15 protein-coding genes and 1 pseudogene are annotated in these 14,904 nt (G+C 70.6%); 12 read left to right on the top strand and 4 right to left on the bottom strand.

Features of this window, described 5'->3' with window-relative positions:
• The first annotated feature begins 321 nt into the window (after positions 1–321).
• Genes ACFV61_RS05575 through ACFV61_RS05590 form a run of 4 tightly spaced genes read left to right on the top strand, consistent with a single transcriptional unit; the run spans position 322 to position 4,409 of the window.
• Complete coding sequence (locus ACFV61_RS05575; protein WP_380490268.1) at positions 322–1,728, top strand: efflux RND transporter periplasmic adaptor subunit; 1,407 nt, start codon at positions 322–324, stop codon at positions 1,726–1,728.
• A gap of 2 nt (positions 1,729–1,730) precedes the next feature.
• Positions 1,731–2,534, top strand: coding sequence for an ABC transporter ATP-binding protein (locus ACFV61_RS05580; RefSeq protein ID WP_363368137.1), 804 nt, complete (start codon positions 1,731–1,733; stop codon positions 2,532–2,534).
• On the top strand, positions 2,531–3,742 hold the full coding sequence (locus ACFV61_RS05585; protein ID WP_380371381.1) for an ABC transporter permease: 1,212 nt from the start codon (positions 2,531–2,533) through the stop codon (positions 3,740–3,742). Before ACFV61_RS05580 ends, ACFV61_RS05585 begins: the two co-directional genes overlap by 4 nt.
• Positions 3,743–3,749: 7 nt before the next feature.
• A complete protein-coding gene (locus tag ACFV61_RS05590; protein ID WP_380490270.1) occupies positions 3,750–4,409 on the top strand; it encodes a hypothetical protein in 660 nt (219 codons plus the stop codon).
• 142 nt (positions 4,410–4,551) lie between these two features.
• Here the strand turns inward: ACFV61_RS05590 and ACFV61_RS05595 are convergent, their stop codons facing one another.
• A complete protein-coding gene (locus tag ACFV61_RS05595; RefSeq protein ID WP_063348409.1) occupies positions 4,552–4,806 on the bottom strand; it encodes a hypothetical protein in 255 nt (84 codons plus the stop codon).
• A complete protein-coding gene (locus ACFV61_RS05600; protein WP_371517817.1) occupies positions 4,803–5,165 on the bottom strand; it encodes an ATP-binding protein in 363 nt (120 codons plus the stop codon). Before ACFV61_RS05600 ends, ACFV61_RS05595 begins: the two co-directional genes overlap by 4 nt.
• 186 nt (positions 5,166–5,351) lie before the next feature.
• Between ACFV61_RS05600 and ACFV61_RS05605 the strand changes: the two genes are divergently transcribed.
• Positions 5,352–6,218 (top strand): helix-turn-helix domain-containing protein, encoded by an 867-nt coding sequence (locus tag ACFV61_RS05605; RefSeq protein WP_380490272.1) that lies wholly within the window; start codon positions 5,352–5,354, stop codon positions 6,216–6,218.
• Positions 6,211–6,411 carry a DUF397 domain-containing protein gene (locus ACFV61_RS05610; protein WP_380490274.1) on the top strand — a complete coding sequence of 67 codons (201 nt, stop codon included), beginning with the start codon at positions 6,211–6,213 and terminating at the stop codon, positions 6,409–6,411. Before ACFV61_RS05605 ends, ACFV61_RS05610 begins: the two co-directional genes overlap by 8 nt.
• A 56-nt stretch (positions 6,412–6,467) precedes the next feature.
• On the opposite strand, the gene ACFV61_RS05615 is transcribed toward ACFV61_RS05610, so the two are convergent.
• Positions 6,468–8,669, bottom strand: coding sequence for a transglycosylase domain-containing protein (locus ACFV61_RS05615; RefSeq protein ID WP_380490276.1), 2,202 nt, complete (start codon positions 8,667–8,669; stop codon positions 6,468–6,470).
• A 513-nt stretch (positions 8,670–9,182) separates the two neighbouring features.
• Between ACFV61_RS05615 and ACFV61_RS05620 the strand changes: the two genes are divergently transcribed.
• Positions 9,183–9,329: a hypothetical protein gene (locus tag ACFV61_RS05620; RefSeq protein WP_347878537.1), complete on the top strand. Its 147-nt coding sequence runs from the start codon at positions 9,183–9,185 to the stop codon at positions 9,327–9,329.
• A 110-nt stretch (positions 9,330–9,439) separates the two neighbouring features.
• The gene (locus tag ACFV61_RS05625; RefSeq protein WP_380490278.1) at positions 9,440–9,649 is read left to right on the top strand and encodes a hypothetical protein; all 210 of its coding nucleotides are present in this window, start codon (positions 9,440–9,442) and stop codon (positions 9,647–9,649) included.
• 6 nt (positions 9,650–9,655) lie between these two features.
• On the opposite strand, the gene ACFV61_RS05630 is transcribed toward ACFV61_RS05625, so the two are convergent.
• Positions 9,656–10,579 (bottom strand): RNA polymerase sigma-70 factor, encoded by a 924-nt coding sequence (locus tag ACFV61_RS05630; RefSeq protein WP_380490280.1) that lies wholly within the window; start codon positions 10,577–10,579, stop codon positions 9,656–9,658.
• Between the two features lie 152 nt (positions 10,580–10,731).
• Here ACFV61_RS05630 and ACFV61_RS05635 point away from each other — a divergent pair, with 152 nt between their 5' ends.
• The 4 genes and pseudogenes from ACFV61_RS05635 to ACFV61_RS05650 all read left to right on the top strand — a co-directional run.
• Positions 10,732–11,205 (top strand): carboxymuconolactone decarboxylase family protein, encoded by a 474-nt coding sequence (locus tag ACFV61_RS05635; protein ID WP_063348403.1) that lies wholly within the window; start codon positions 10,732–10,734, stop codon positions 11,203–11,205.
• A gap of 250 nt (positions 11,206–11,455) precedes the next feature.
• Positions 11,456–12,244: a response regulator transcription factor gene (locus ACFV61_RS05640; protein ID WP_244293403.1), complete on the top strand. Its 789-nt coding sequence runs from the start codon at positions 11,456–11,458 to the stop codon at positions 12,242–12,244.
• A 123-nt stretch (positions 12,245–12,367) separates the two neighbouring features.
• Positions 12,368–13,873 carry a sensor histidine kinase gene (locus ACFV61_RS05645; RefSeq protein WP_380490282.1) on the top strand — a complete coding sequence of 502 codons (1,506 nt, stop codon included), beginning with the start codon at positions 12,368–12,370 and terminating at the stop codon, positions 13,871–13,873.
• Between the two features lie 174 nt (positions 13,874–14,047).
• Positions 14,048–14,904: pseudogene (locus tag ACFV61_RS05650) on the top strand (hypothetical protein); the annotation flags it as partial.

Below are 14,904 nucleotides of genomic sequence, written 5' to 3' on the forward strand. Positions count from 1 at the left end.
CGCTCCGACGGGGTTTGTGGGGGTTCCGTTATTTACCCCCGCACCTTGGGTGGTCCCCGGGGGGGGGGCCCCCGGTGCGGGGGGGCCCCCCTGCGGCGTTTCCGGCGCTACGGGCCGGCCGCGACGCCGCGCTGCCGGATGGCTGGAGATCATCGGAACTCACTGGGAGCCCGCTGGGAGTTCGGCCAACGACGGCCCACGGCACGGCCAAGGCGCCCGCGCGAACCGGGCGGTGTGACCGGAATGCCCGGATCCGCCCGGTCAGTCTTCTCCCAGCCCGCGCCCAGGGCTCCGCAAGAGCGCCCAGGAAAGCTGTCCGGCATGAAGGTGCTCCCGCGACGGCGAGGCGTCGTCCTCGTCAACTCCGCGCTCGGCGTGGCGCTCCTGGGCGGTGCCGCCCTGGTGTACGCCACAGTGAACAGCGGCACCAGTGCCGCCGCCGGCAAGACCCAGATCCGCACGGCGACCGTGGCCAAGGGAACGGTCCTGGCCACCGTGTCCGGAACCGGCACCCTGGTCTCACCGACCGACGCGGCCCAGGACTTCGCGACCGGCGGCCGGCTCACCTCGGTCAAGGTCGTGGTGGGGGACGCCGTCAAGAAGGGCCAGGTGCTCGCCACCGTCGACACCACGGCCGCCCAGCAGCAGGTGGACGCCGCCCAGGCGTCCCTCACCACGGCCAACGCCAACCTCACCAAGGCGCAGGCCGGTGTCACCACCACGACCACCCAGCCGTTGCCGGGTGCGACCTCCGGCGCCGGCGGCAACGGCGGCGGTGGTGGGGAACGCGGAGCGGGCGCGAACAGCACGCCCGCTCCGCAGACCACCACCATCACCACCACCAAGGTCGACGACGCGGCCGTCGCCCAGGCCCAGCAGCAGGTCGCCACCGCGCAGACCACCCTCGCCAACGCCCAGGCGGCGCTGACCGGCACCACCTTGACCGCCTCGGTGGACGGGACGGTCGCGTCCGTCTCGGCGAAGGTCGGCGACACTGTGGGCGCGAGCTCCGGTGGCTCGTCCGGCTCCTCCGGTTCCGCCGGGTCGGCCGGGTCGACCGGCAAGTCGTCCACCGGCGGCACCGCTTCGGGCGGCGCGCCGAGCGGCTTCATCGTGCTGACCAACCCGACCGGGATGCAGGTCACCGCCAACTTCTCCGAACTGGACTCGCTCAAGCTCAAGAAGGGCGAGGCGGCCACCGTCACCCTGAACGCGCAGTCCGACACCAAGCTCAACGCCAGTGTCCTGTCCGTCAGTTCGCTGCCCAGCAGTGGCGGCGGCAGCGCCGGCTCGACGGCCGTCCAGTACGCCGCCACGCTCCAGCTCAGCGGCGACACCAGCGCGCTGCGCACCGGCCTCAGCGCCACCGTCCAGGTGATCACCGGCGAGGCGGACAGCGCGCTGTCACTGCCCACCTCCGCGCTCTCCGGCACCGGCACCAGCCGCACCGCGACCGTGGTGCACCCGGACGGCTCCAGCGAGCGGGTCAGCGTCGGGGTCGGCGTCGAGGGCGACAGCACGGTGCAGGTGGTCTCCGGGCTGAAGGAGGGCGACAAGGTCGAACTCCCCACCACCAGCGGCGGCAACGGCTTCCCGAACGCCTCCTTCCCGGGGGTCGGCGGCGGCCAGGGCCGTGGCGGTCAGGGCGGCGGCGCAGGCCTGGCGGGCGTCGGCGGCGGTGGCGGCGGTGCCGCAGGCGGCGGGGCCGGCCGGGGCGGTAAGGGCTGAGCATGCGTCACGTCATCGACAAGCGCGTCCCGGCGGCGCCCCCGCCCGTCATCCAGCTGCGCCGGATCACCAAGGCGTACGGGCACGGCGACGCCGTCGTGCACGCGCTGCACGGCCCGGAGGACCCGGACACCGGCGGCCCGCTCGGCGTCAGCCTGAACATCCACCAGGGCGACTACGTCGCGGTGATGGGCAGCTCCGGCTCCGGCAAGTCCACCATGATGAACATCCTCGGCTGCCTGGACGTCCCGACCGCCGGCCGCTACCTGCTGGACGGCATCGACGTCGGCCACCTCGACGAGGGGCAGCTCGCGCTGGTCCGCAACCGCAAGATCGGCTTCGTCTTCCAGTCCTTCAACCTGATCCCGCGCACCACCGCGCTCGCCCAGGTCGAGCTGCCGCTCGCCTACGCGGGCGTCCGGGCCTCGGAACGGCGCCGCCGGGCCCTGGCCGCGCTCTCCCTGGTCGGCCTAGCCGAGCGCGCCGGGCACCGGCCCAACCAGCTCTCCGGCGGCCAGCAGCAGCGCGTCGCAGTCGCCCGGGCACTGGTCACCGCACCCGCGATGCTGCTCGCCGACGAGCCCACCGGCAACCTGGACAGCCGCTCCACCGAGGAGGTCCTCGACCTCGTCGACGCGCTCAACGCCACCGGCCGCACCGTCGTCCTGATCACCCACGAGGACGAAGTCGCGCGGCACGCCAAGCGGGTGCTCCGGCTGGTCGACGGCCGGATCGTCAGCGACGTCCGGCAGGCCCCGGTGGACGGGCCGCCGCCGCTGCTGCGCGAGCTGGGGGTGCCGGCGTGATCCTCTGGCAGATGCTCCGCTTCGCGGTCGGCGGCCTGGCCGCCAACAAGGTGCGCTCGGCGCTCACCATGCTCGGGGTGCTGATCGGCGTCGCCTCGGTGATCCTGCTGCTGGCCGTCGGCAACGGCTCGTCGGTCGCGGTGAAGGAGTCGATCACCTCGCTCGGCACCAACTCGCTGACGGTCAGCTCCGGTTCGGCCAGCGGCGGCGCCCGTGCCACCTCCTCGGTGAAGAAGCTGACGGTCGCCGACGCCAAGGCACTGGCCGCCGACACCGACTCGACCGCGATCAAGTCGGTCGCCCCCGTGGTCACCACCAGCGGGACGGCGCTGTACGGGGACATCTCGTACAGCCCCGGCTCGATCGTCGGCACCTACCCGGCGTACTTCGAGACCGCCAACCAGAAGGTCGCGCACGGCGAGTACTTCACCGACGACGACGTGCTCGGCTCGCGCAAGGTCGCGGTGCTCGGCGCCACGACGGCCAAGCAGCTGTTCGACACCGTGGACCCGGTCGGCAAGAAGATCGTCCTCGGCGGCACCCCGTTCACCGTGGTCGGCGTGCTCCAGGCCAAGGGCGGCAGCGGCTTCACCGACCCGGACGACGTGGTGATCGCCCCGCTGCCGACCGTGCAGAACGCCTTCACCGGCTTCGGGTCGGTCAACCAGATCCTGGTGCAGGCCGGTTCGGCCGACAGCACGACCGCGGCCCAGGCCGAGATCACCCGGGTGCTGCTCGGCACCCACGCCATCGCCGACCCGACCAAGGCCGACTTCCGGATCACCAGCCAGTCCTCGCTGCTCACGGCGAGGGAGAGCACCACCAAGACCTTCACCGTGCTGCTCGGCGCGGTGGCGGCGATCTCGCTGCTCGTCGGCGGGATCGGGATCACCAACATCATGCTGGTGACGGTCACCGAGCGGACCAGGGAGATCGGCATCCGCAAGGCGCTCGGCGCCCCGCGCGCGGTGATCCTCGGGCAGTTCCTCACCGAATCGACCCTGCTCTCGGTGCTCGGCGCCGGGCTCGGGGTGGCCGCCGGGATCGCCGGCTCGCACTTCAGCATCGTCGGCATCAAACCGGTGGTGATCCCCGAATCCGTGATCGGCGCGTTCGGCATCGCCGTCGCCATCGGGCTGTTCTTCGGCAGCTACCCCGCCAACCGGGCCGCCTCGCTGCGGCCGATCGACGCCCTCCGGCACGAGTAGGACTCCCATGAGCAACGAGATCGCCACGGTCAGCAGCAGCACGCCGGCCGAGCAGGTCGCCCTGCTCGCCACCCCGCCGGACGCCCGCGACGTCACCGCCGAGCTCGCCGCCCCGCCGCGCCGCAAGCTGCCCTGGCTCAGCCTGGTGCTGGCGGGGGGCGTCATCGCCAGCGGGGCCTTCGCGGGCGGGGTCTGGTACCAGCAGAACCACGGGACGAACGGCGGCGCCTCGCACGCGACGGCTTCCGCCGCCGGGCAGCAGCGGGCGGCCGGGGCGGGTGGTGGTGGCGGAGGCGGGTACGGGCAGAGCGGGTCCCGCCGGGGTGGGCAGGGTGGTGCCCAGGGTTCCGGCCAGGGCGCTGGGCAGGGCGGCCAGGGCGGGTTCACCCGGGGCACGGTCAAGGCCGTCGACGGCACCACCGTCTACCTGACCGACGCCAACGGCAACACCGTCAAGGTCACCACCGGCGACGCGACGAAGGTCCAGCTCAACAAGGAGGGCAAGGTCACCGACCTCCAGCCCGGCCAGAGCGTGACCGTCGTCGGCACCCCCGATGCCAACGGCGGCTACGCGGCCAGCCAGCTCGTCGAGGGCGCGGCGGGCGGCGCGGGCGGCGCGGGCGGTTTCGGCGGTGGAGGTGCTCCCAAGAACCCGTCCGGGGGCTGACCCCGTAGCTCCCGGACGCCGCGAGGCCCTCGCCCAATCCCTGGGGTGAGGGCCTTCGCGTGTGTTCAGCGCCGGTTGTTGCGGTCGTCGCGGTCGTCGGGGCGCGGAATTCTGAGGGGAACGGCTCCGACGAAGAAGTCCATCACCCCCACGCCTCGTCCCGTTCCACGTCGCGGAGGAGGTGGAGGAGGTTGAGCAGAGTGCTCACGGGCGCGTTGCCGAAGTCGACGAGGATGCGGCCGTCGAGGGTGGTCTCGTGGGGGAAGGCGGAGCCCCAGAGGAGACCGTAGGAGCGTCCGCGCTGGTGCACCTCGCCGAGCAGGGCGACGATCTGGGGCTGGGTGTAGTCGCGCATCCGGGGGTCGTCCGGTGCGACGGGTTCGCGGGCGGCGCTCACGCGGCGAAGTCCAGCTCGTACCAGACCGTTTTGCCGCGCTCCTGGGAGTCCACGCCCCAGCGGTGCGTGAGCCCCTCGATGAGCTGGAGCCCCCGGCCGGTCGTGGCCAGGGCGGGGAGCTGGCGTCGTTCGGGGAAGACGTCGCTCTCGTCCGAGACGGAGACCCGGAGGGTGCCGTCGAGGAGGGAGAGGAGGACGACGGGGGAGGCGGTCTTACCGTGCCGCCACGCGTTGACGACCAGTTCGGCCAGGGCGAGTTCAGCGAAGAAGATGGTCTCGGCGTCCCACCCGGAGCGGGTCAGGGCGTCCCGCAGGGACTGCCGGGCGAGCGCGAGCGAGGGGGTGTTGAGGGTGCACACGGGAACCTCCGCGAGGCTGCTGGTGTGGGGAATGCCTTCGAGCAGGCATTGTTGACGATCAGTCTGATCGCTTGGTGGTGACGATAGCGCAGGCCGCCACAGATTTGTGGCGGCCTGCGAGAAGTTCCCTCTAACGTGGCTGCGCCCCTGAGGCAGACTGGTCCCACGAGCTGCAGAGAGGACCCCATGGCCCTTCGATCGAACCCAACTCTCCGCCAACGGCGGCTGGGTGCCGAGCTGCGCAGGATGCGGGAGCAGGCCGGCCTCGGCGGCAGTCAGCTCGCCCGCGCGCTGGGTATCAATCCTGCCCATGTGACGCAGATGGAGAGCGGGAAGACCGGCATCAGTGTCGAACGCCTGCGTACGATCGCCGCGCTGTGCATGTGCGTCAACGAGCCGTTGATCGATGCGCTGGCGGACATCATCTCGGGCCGTGACAAGGGAGGCTGGTGGGAGGAGTACCGCGGACGCCTCTCGCAGGACTTCCTTGAGGTCGCCGAGATCGAAGGTCACGCACGAGGGCTCTCGGTCTACACCATGGCCTTCATCCATGGGCTGCTTCAGACCAACGCTTACGCCTCGGCCGTCTTTGCTCGCTCCTATCCGCCTCTTCCGGCGCACGAGGTCGATCTGAGAGCAGCCTTTCGCTTGCGGCGTCAGCACATCATCCGATCCGAAGCGACCCCATTCGCCGCTTACATCCATGAAGCGGCGCTACGCATGCAGTTCAGCGGAGCAAGGGCCCAGGCCGAGCAACTCGGCGCCCTGCTCGAAGCCTCCGAGCAGCCCAACATCTCGATTCGAGTCGTCCTGTTCGACGTCGATATGATCCCGCTCCCCAACGAGAACTTCACGTACGTCGAGGGTCCGGTTCAGGAGCTCGACACAGTTCAGGCGGACTCGGGTGTCGGCAATCTACTCTTCGACGCGCCGGCCCATACAGCCCGATTTCGGTCACTGCTCGCCAGGATCGGTTCGTCTGCCCTCTCGGAAGAGGAGTCCCGAGAGTTTATTCGATCCATCAAGAAGGACATGGAAAGTAAATATGCATAACTCTACTTGGCAGAAGTCAAGTTACTCAGGTTCGAACGCCGACTGCGTTGAGGTCCGTGCGGTTGCCGGGGCGATTGAACTCCGGGAGTCCGACGAGGGCGAGGTCATCGTCCGCACCACCGCCCTCAAGTTCGCTTCGTTCCTCCAGGGGGCGAAGGCGGGCGAGTTCGACCACCTCACCGCCGACGTCTGAGCGAACCGATCCGGCGGCCCCTTGCTGCTCGCAAGGGGCCGCCGGTGTAACTGCTGTCAGTGCTGCTGGTCGGGCTGGTTGGTGGCCGGGGCGCCCGTGCCGGTGCCGGTGTTGTTCGGGTCGGTCTTGGGGGCCGGGTCGGGGATGTCGGCCATCGGCAGGGACTGCTTGGGCGTGCCGCGCAGGGCCTGGTTCATGGCGTCGCGCCAGATCGGGCCGGGGCCGTCCGCGCCGAACACCTCGGTGCGGTACTTCCCGTTGATGGTGAGGTTGCGCATCTCGACACCGCCGTTGGGACCGCCGAGCCAGACGGCCGTGGCGAGCTGCGGGGTGTAGCCGTTGAACCAGGCGGCCCGCTTGCGGTCCGAGGTGCCGGTCTTGCCGGCGATCTGGCGGTTGTCGTCGAGGTTGAGCGCCGCGCCGGTGCCCTTGTTCTCGGTCACGCCGTTCAGGACGGTGTTCATCGCCCGCGCCGTGTCATCGGAGAACGCCTTCTCGCACTGGCCGGCCGGGACGGGGACGTCCTTGCCGTCCACGGTGGTGATCTTGTTGATGGCGATCGGGGCGCAGTGCTTGCCCTGGGCGGCGAAGGTCGCGTAGATGTTGGCCATGGTCAGCGGGCTCATCTCCTCCACTCCCAGGGCCATCGCGGGGACCTCCTCCAGCGGCTTGCCGCTGGCCTTGCTGGTGACGCCCAGCTTGTTGGCCATCTGCTTGACCGCGCAGAGGCCGATCTCCTGCTCCATCTGCACGAAGTAGGTGTTGACCGAGAGGGCCATCGCCTGCTTCAGCTGGTAGGGGCCCTTCTCGCTGGCGGACTCGTTGGGCACCACCGCCTTGGGCCGTCCCTGGTTCTTCCAGGTGCCCTCGCACGTCTTCATCGTGGGGTATTCCATCGAGTTCGGGGCCGAGTACTCCTGGGTCGCCGGCAGGCCCGCCTCCAGGGCCGCGGCCGCGACGACCGGCTTGAACGTGGAGCCGGGCTGGAAGCCGTTGCCGCCGCCCATCGCCGCGTCGACGTTGAGGTTGACGACGGTCTGGTTCTTGTTGGCGTCCAGGCCGTACGGGCGAGTCTGGGCCATGGCGAGGATCTTGCCGGTGCCGGGTTCGACCATGGTGGCGGCGGCCGAGACGCTGTCCGTGACCTTCACGTTGGCGGTCACCGCGTTCTGGGCGGCGGCCTGCTTGTCCGGGTCCAGCGTGGTGTAGATGTTGAGGCCGCCGGTGTCCCAGAACTTCTTGCGGTCGGCGGCGCTCTGGCCGAACGCCGGGTCCTGCTTGACCACGTGCCGGACGTAGTCGCAGAAGAAGCCCATGCCGCCCTGGGCGGTGGCGGTGATGCAACCGTTCTGCGGATCCTTGAAGTTGAGACCCAGCGGGGCGGCCTTGGCCTCCTTGGCCTGGTCCGCGGTGATGTGCTTGTTCTCCAGCATCTTGTCGATGACCGTGTCCCGGCGCTTCTGCGCGGCCACCGGGTGCAGCTTCGGGTCGTACTGGGACGGGTTCTGCACCAGCCCGGCCAGCATGGCGGCCTCGGCGATGGTCAGGTCCTTGTTGCTCTTGCTGAAGTAGCGCTGGGAGGCGGCCTCCACGCCGTAGGCGCCGTTCCCGTAGTACGTGATGTTGAGGTAGTTGGTGAGGATCTGGTCCTTCGACAGGTCCTCCTCCAGCTTGATCGCGACCTTGAGCTCCTGGATCTTGCGACCCAGGGTCTTGCGCTGCGCCTCCAGCACCGCGGCCTGATCCTCGCCCGCCTTCTCGACGTTGACGTTCTTCACGTACTGCTGGGTCAGCGTCGAGGCACCCTGCGAGGCGGTGCCGCTCTCGGCGTTCTTGCCGATCGCCCGGAGCACGCCCTTGAGGTCGACGGCGCCGTGCTCGTAGAAGCGGGCGTCCTCGATGTCCACCTGGGCCTGCCGCATGAACGGCGACATCTGCTCAGGGGCGAGGACGGTGCGGTCACGCTCGTACACCTTGGCGATCAGGCCGCCCTTGGCATCGAAGATCTGCGTCGCCTGGGTGAGCGGCGGAGTCTTGAAGTCACTCGGGATGTCTTCGAAGCCCTCCGCCGTGCCCTTGGCAGTCAGCCCGAAACCGCCGGCGGCGGGCAGGGCGAGGCCCGCCAGCAGCACACCGGACACCACGCTCGCCGCCAGGAAGATCGCACCGAAGCGGGCCAGCCGAAGCGGCGCCTTGCGGGGCGGGGGGAGAGCCGCGCTGTCGGAGGAATTCCATATCGGAGGGAGATTCGATTCCATCCAGGAATGCTAGCCCTCGAAGCTCACGGGTCGAACGATTTTTCGCACTCGGCTGTCACGGCTGTGCAACAGATGCCGGAATTCGACTTCAATACATCAAGTCGCATACGCACCAAATCAATGCAATAAGAAACTCAGGCCACCCGCAACCAATTCAGCTCCCCCTCGGTGGCACGACCACGGACCACGCCTGCCCGCCTACCGCGCCCTCCCCCTCTCGCAGCCCCGACACCACTTAGATGCCGCGAGCGGCCCAAAAGGTTGCCTACGCCCGGGAGCCTCGACGCCGACCTGCGCGACCTGCCCCCGCCCGGCCCCACCGGCAGCGCCCCGACGCGCCCCACCCCCTCCCACACCCAGCCGCTGACGGCGCGCCACGGCACTGTCCGAGTCCCCTCAGCGGCGGGGTTATGGGGGGCCGCCGAACATTGCCGCCCGCCCCCCCCCCCCCGCCCCCCCGCCGGGCGCCCCCCCACCCCCCCCCCCCCGAAGCCGCCTCCCCCTCGTGCCGAGTTGGTCGTCACTGACCCTCGCGACGTTGAGGTCTATGTCCGAAAGTTCGACGGGTTCGTGGGCGCGGCCTTGTCCGGTGACGAGATGCGCAGCCTGATCGAAAGCATCAAGGACGAGTTCTTGGGGGAACAGGAAATCGTCTTCTAGCACGCCTCACTGCCCTATATATGTTGGTGCTCGCCCGTCACGGGTCAGGCGGCGGCCCCAGCGTACGAGTCATGCCTCGGATTCATCTGACAAATACCGGAGTTGGTGGCGTGGCCCAGGTGCAGGACCACCCCGACGGCTCGTCGACCGTCGCCGTCAGCGGCCCCCGGGACCTGTGGCAGGCCATCGAGGCCGCGCACCGAACCTGGCTCGACCGCAACCGGCCCCGTCGGGAGTGGTTCACCGTGGAGGCGGGGCCTGAGGGGCAGTCCGTGGGCTACACGGGGCCGGACGGATCTTCGATCCAGTGGAAGCTCTGAGGAGGGTCACTTCGGCTTCACCAGGGCGATGTCGGAGACCGGGCCGAGGTGGGTGAGCTTGTCGGGGTTGGAGACCGAGTGGACGGCCTGGATGGTGCCGTCGGCGATGTCGAGTTCCAGCATGCCGGCGATGCGGCCCTCGGTGTCATAAAAGGCGGCGCCGGGACGGCCGTTGACGGTGGCGGGTGTCAGTGTGACGCCGAGTTTGCGGTTGCGGCGGAGGCCGCCTATGAGGAGTTGGGCGACGCGGCGTAGGCCGGTGAGGGTCTTGCCGAGGGCGCGGGCCTTGCCGCCGCCGTCGCCGTGGAAGGCGACGTCGGGGGAGAGGAGTTGGAGCAGGGCGTCCAGGTCGCCGCCTTCGGTGGCTTCGAAGAATCTGCGGGCGAGTTCGTCGGCCTCCGCCTTGCGCGCCCGGGTGTCGACGGCCTGGGCCGAGGGGGTGAGGCGCTTGCGGGCGCGGGTGAGGATCTGGCGGCAGTTGGCCTCGGACTTGCCGACGGCGTCCGCGATCTCGGGGTAGCCGTATCCGAAGGCCTCGCGGAGCATGAACACCGCCCGCTCGGTGGGGGAGAGGGCTTCCAGCAGGACGAGGAACGCCATCGACAACGCGTCGGCCAGCTCGGCGTGTTCGGCGGGCCCCGCGCGGTCGGCGGTCACCACGACGGGTTCGGGCAGCCACTCGCCCACGTACGTCTCCCGGCGGACCCTCGCCGACGTCAGGTGGTTGATGCCCAGTCTGGTCACCGACGTGGTCAGGTACGCCTTGAGGTTGGTGATCGTGGTCCCGGCCCGGTCGGCCCGGGTCAGGCCGAGGAGGGCGTCCTGGACGATGTCCTCGGCGTCGCCGACGGAGCCCGTCATCCCGTAGGCGACGGAGAACAGCAGCGGTCGGTAGCCGGCCGCATCCGTCGCAACTGCCGATTCCGCCATGGAGCTCCTCCCCCGGTTGGCCGAGCAGGGTATCCGCAGGCTACCCAACGGCGCGGCGAAGATGGTGATGCAGGTCACATCCACGCCTGTCACGACTCGCCGGGGTGCCCTGTCTCAGAGGGCACCAGCGGACGACGACAAGGGAGCACACGATGGAAGCCCGACTGAACCCCTTCGCCAGCCAGACCATGTCCAAGGTCCTCAAGCACCTCATCGCGGCCAACAAGGCGATCGTGGACTCGGCTCTGCCGTTCGCGACGCAGGAGATGGTGAAGCTGCGCGCCAGCCAGATCAACGGCTGCGGCTACTGCGTCGACATGCACTTCAAGGACGCCGTGCACGGCGGGGAGGAGGCGACCCGCCTCAACCTGGTCGCGGCCTGGCGGGAGGCGACGGTGTTCACGGACGCCGAGCGTGCCGCCCTGGAGCTGGCGGAGCAGGGCACCCGCCTGGCCGATGCAGCGGGCGGGGTCACGGACGAGGCCTGGGCGAACGCCGCGAAGTACTACGACGAGGAGCAGCTCGCGGCCCTGGTGGCCCTCATCGCGATCATCAACGCCTTCAACCGCGGCAACGTGATCACCCGGATGCCCGCCGGCGGCTACCGGCCCGGTCAGCACGCCTGACCGGATCCCCTTCCGCGGCCGGGGAGTTGTCTCCCCGGCCGCAGGCGTCGGGCTCTCGGCCGTCGGGTTCTCGGCCGTCGGCGCTTGCGGGGCGTTACCGTCCGTGCGCATACCACCCAGCCTGTGCTGGGGGCCTTGTGCTTAAAAAACCGACCGATAAGGTGTTAATCCAACATTCATCGATGCCGCATAGCCTCCGGGGGCTAGCCTCATGCCGAATGCCATCGTCCGACCAGGAGGCGAAAGCCCCGTGCAAGGCACAGTCACCACACCAGGCGGGTCCGCGGTGGCCGGCGGCCCTGGCGAGGCCTTCCTCCTCGTCGTCGACGACGAACCCAACATCCGCGAGCTGCTCGCCGCCTCGCTGCGCTTCTCCGGTTTCCGGGTCGCCTCCGCCGCCAGCGGCACCGAGGCCCTCGACCTGATAGCCGTCGAACGCCCCGACCTCGTCGTCCTCGACGTGATGCTCCCGGACCTCGACGGCTTCACCGTCGTCGAGAAGCTGCGCGAGCGGACCAACCGCGGCCAGATCGCCGGGCCCGTGCACGGCCACCCCGGCGACCACCTCCCGGTGCTCTTCCTCACCGCCAAGGACGGCGTCGGCGACAAGGTCCAGGGCCTCGCCGCGGGCGCCGACGACTACGTCACCAAGCCGTTCAGCCTGGAGGAGCTGATCGCCCGGATCCGCGCCATCCTGCGCCGCTCCGGCGGGCCCGCCGAGGACGGCCGGCTCATCGTCGCCGACCTCAGCCTCGACCCGGTCGCCCACGAGGTCACCCGGGCCGGCACCCCCGTCGCGCTCTCCCCGACCGAGTTCAAGCTGCTGCACTACCTGATGGCCAACGTCGGCCGGGTGGTCTCCAAGGCGCAGATCCTCGACCACGTCTGGGCCTACGACTTCGGCGGCGACCTCTCCATCGTCGAGTCGTACATCTCCTACCTGCGCCGCAAGCTCGACTCCGGCCCGGCCCACGGCCCCAAGCTGATCCACACCGTGCGCGGCATCGGCTACGCGCTGCGCCGCCCCCCGCAGGGCTGACCGGTCCGCTTCGTGTCCGCCCGGCTCTCCGCCCGGCTGTCGGTGTTCCGGCGGCCGTTCTCCCGGCTGCCCCTGCCCCGGCGGCCGTTCTCCCGGCTGCCAAAGCTGTCGGGGCTGTCAAAGTTGTCAAGGCTGTCCCGGCTGTCCCTGCGCGCCCGGCTGCTGGTGCTCGCGCTGGTGCTGGTCACCACCGGGCTGGTGGTCAGCGACGCCGTCGTCCTCGGCACCGTCCGGGTGCAGCTGGTCGACCAACTCGACGAGCAGCTCCAGCGGTACGGGCTGCCGCTGTCCCACAAGGGCCCGGTCCGGGTCGGCACCCCGGAGGCCGGGCGCCCCGCCGTCACCGGCAAGCGCAGCACCCTGCCCAGCCAGTACCTGGTCCAGTACCTCTCCTCGGACGGCAAGGTGCAGGCCGTCATGCGCCAGCCCGTCTCCGACAGCGACCCGGCGCCCCAACTGGCCGGCCTCGACCCGACCCGCACCGAGCCCGACGTCCCCTTCGACCTGCCCGACCAGCGCGGCCACTACAACTGGCGGGTGCTCGTGCTGCCGATCCAGGCCCCCCGGGCCCCGGCCGCCGCCAGCCCCAGCGACTACGCCTCGCCCGCCGTCACCGCGACCTACGTCATGGTGGCCGTCTCCCGCTCGGACATCGACGCCACCGTCGGCAAGCTGCGCAGCTCCTTCCTCGCGATCGGCGGCGCCGTCCTGGTGCTGATTGCCGCGCTCGGGTTCTTCGCCGTCCGGGCCGGGCTGCGGCCACTGCGCCGGATCGAGGCCGGCGCCGCCCGGATCGCCGACGGCGAACTCTCCCACCGGATGCCGGAACTCTCCCCCGGCACCGAGGTCGGGCGGCTCTCCATCGCGCTCAACGGCATGCTCACCCAGATCGAGGCCGCCTTCGCCGCCCGCGCCGAATCCGAGGCCCGGATGCGGCGGTTCGTCGCCGACGCCTCGCACGAACTGCGCACCCCGCTCGCCGGGATCCGCGGCTTCACCGAGCTCTACCGGATGGGCGCACTGCCCACCGACGGGGACGTCAAACGGACCATGACCCGGATCGAGAGCGAGGCCGTCCGGATGGGCGCCCTGGTCGAGGACCTGCTGGTGCTCGCCCGGCTCGACGAGGAACGCCCGCTCGACCTCGCCCCGATGGACCTGCGCACCCTCGCCGCGGACGCGCTGCACGACCTCACCGCCCTCGACCCGACCCGGCCCGTCTCCCTCACCGGCCCGTCCGGCACCGGAGCCCCCGGCGCGGCCCCCGTCCTCGGCGACGAGGCCCGGCTGCGGCAGGTGGTCACCAACCTGGTCGGCAACGCGGTCAAGCACACCCCGCCCGGCACCCCGGTGCGGATCGGGGTCGGCGGCGCGGGCGGCGTCTGCCTGCTGGAGGTCGCCGACGCCGGGCCGGGGCTCACCGACGGCCAGGCCCAGCGGGTCTTCGACCGCTTCTACCGGGTCGACGCCTCCCGCAGCCGGCACGGCGGCGGCGGCGCCGGACTCGGCCTCGCCATCGCCACCGCGCTCACCCACGCGCACGGCGGCACCCTCACCCTGGACACCGCCCCCGGCGCCGGCGCCACGTTCCGGGTCGAACTGCCCACCAACGGTGACCGGACTTCCTGACGGCATTGTCGACACGTCAATTCCCTTGCTGACCAGGCAATGGCGAGCGTTTTTCATTGCCGGAATGCGGCATGGAGCGTAAAGAATCCGTGTGCCTATGATCAACGCTGTCGGGACGTCAAGAGCGGCCCGGCACACGGCTTTTGCTTTCTTTCCGACCCGAAAGGGGTCATTGTGAAACTCCGCCGTACGCTGGTCTCGGCCGCCCTCGTCGCTGCCGTGATCTCGCCCGCAGCCATGCTCTCCGCGGCACCCGCCTTCGCGGAGTCGGCTTCGACGGCGCAGACCCGGAACGACACCGGCTCGATCGCGGAGCTGGAGAAGGCCGCCGCCGGCGCGGCCAAGGCCCACCAGGCCGCCGTCGCCGCCGAGGCCGCCGGGCAGGCCGAGACCACGGCCTTCATGAACAACCCGCAGCCCTACCTCGGCAAGCTCCAGGAGGCCCAGGCCGCCGCCAAGACGGCCGCCGCGGCCCACGAGAAGACCTACAACGAAGCCGTGGAGGCCTCGGCCGCGTACCGCTCCGCGAAGCCGGAGGAACTGGAAGCGGCCAGGGTGCGGATGCTGGCGGCGTTCGACGCCGCCAACGCCGCCACCGACGCGGACACCAAGGCCAAGGCCGCCGTGACCGCCGCCGGCACGGCGCTGGACGACGCCAAGGTCGCGGCGATGCGCAAGCTCCACGGGCTGCAGGAGGCCACCAAGACCGCGGCCGCCGCCCAGGCCACCGCGGACAAGGCCCTCGCCGACGCCAAGGCCGCCGCCGAGAAGCCGGTCGACAAGCCCGCGGACAAGCCGAGCGACAAGCCGGTCGAGCAGCCCGCCCCGGCCCCGGCGGAGCAGCCGGCCGCCGTCACCCCGATCTCGGACACCACCGCGTCGACCAGCTCCGCCAAGCCGACGGCCAAGGCGACCACGGCGAGCAGCCAGACCAAGTCGACGACCGCCGCCACGGCCAAGGCGACCACCGGTTCGACCACCGAGCTCGCCGAGACCGGTTCCAACCCGGCCACCCCGTACCTGGCGCTGGG

The organism is Kitasatospora sp. NPDC059817, assembly GCF_042731835.1.
Taxonomy (GTDB): domain Bacteria; phylum Actinomycetota; class Actinomycetes; order Streptomycetales; family Streptomycetaceae; genus Kitasatospora.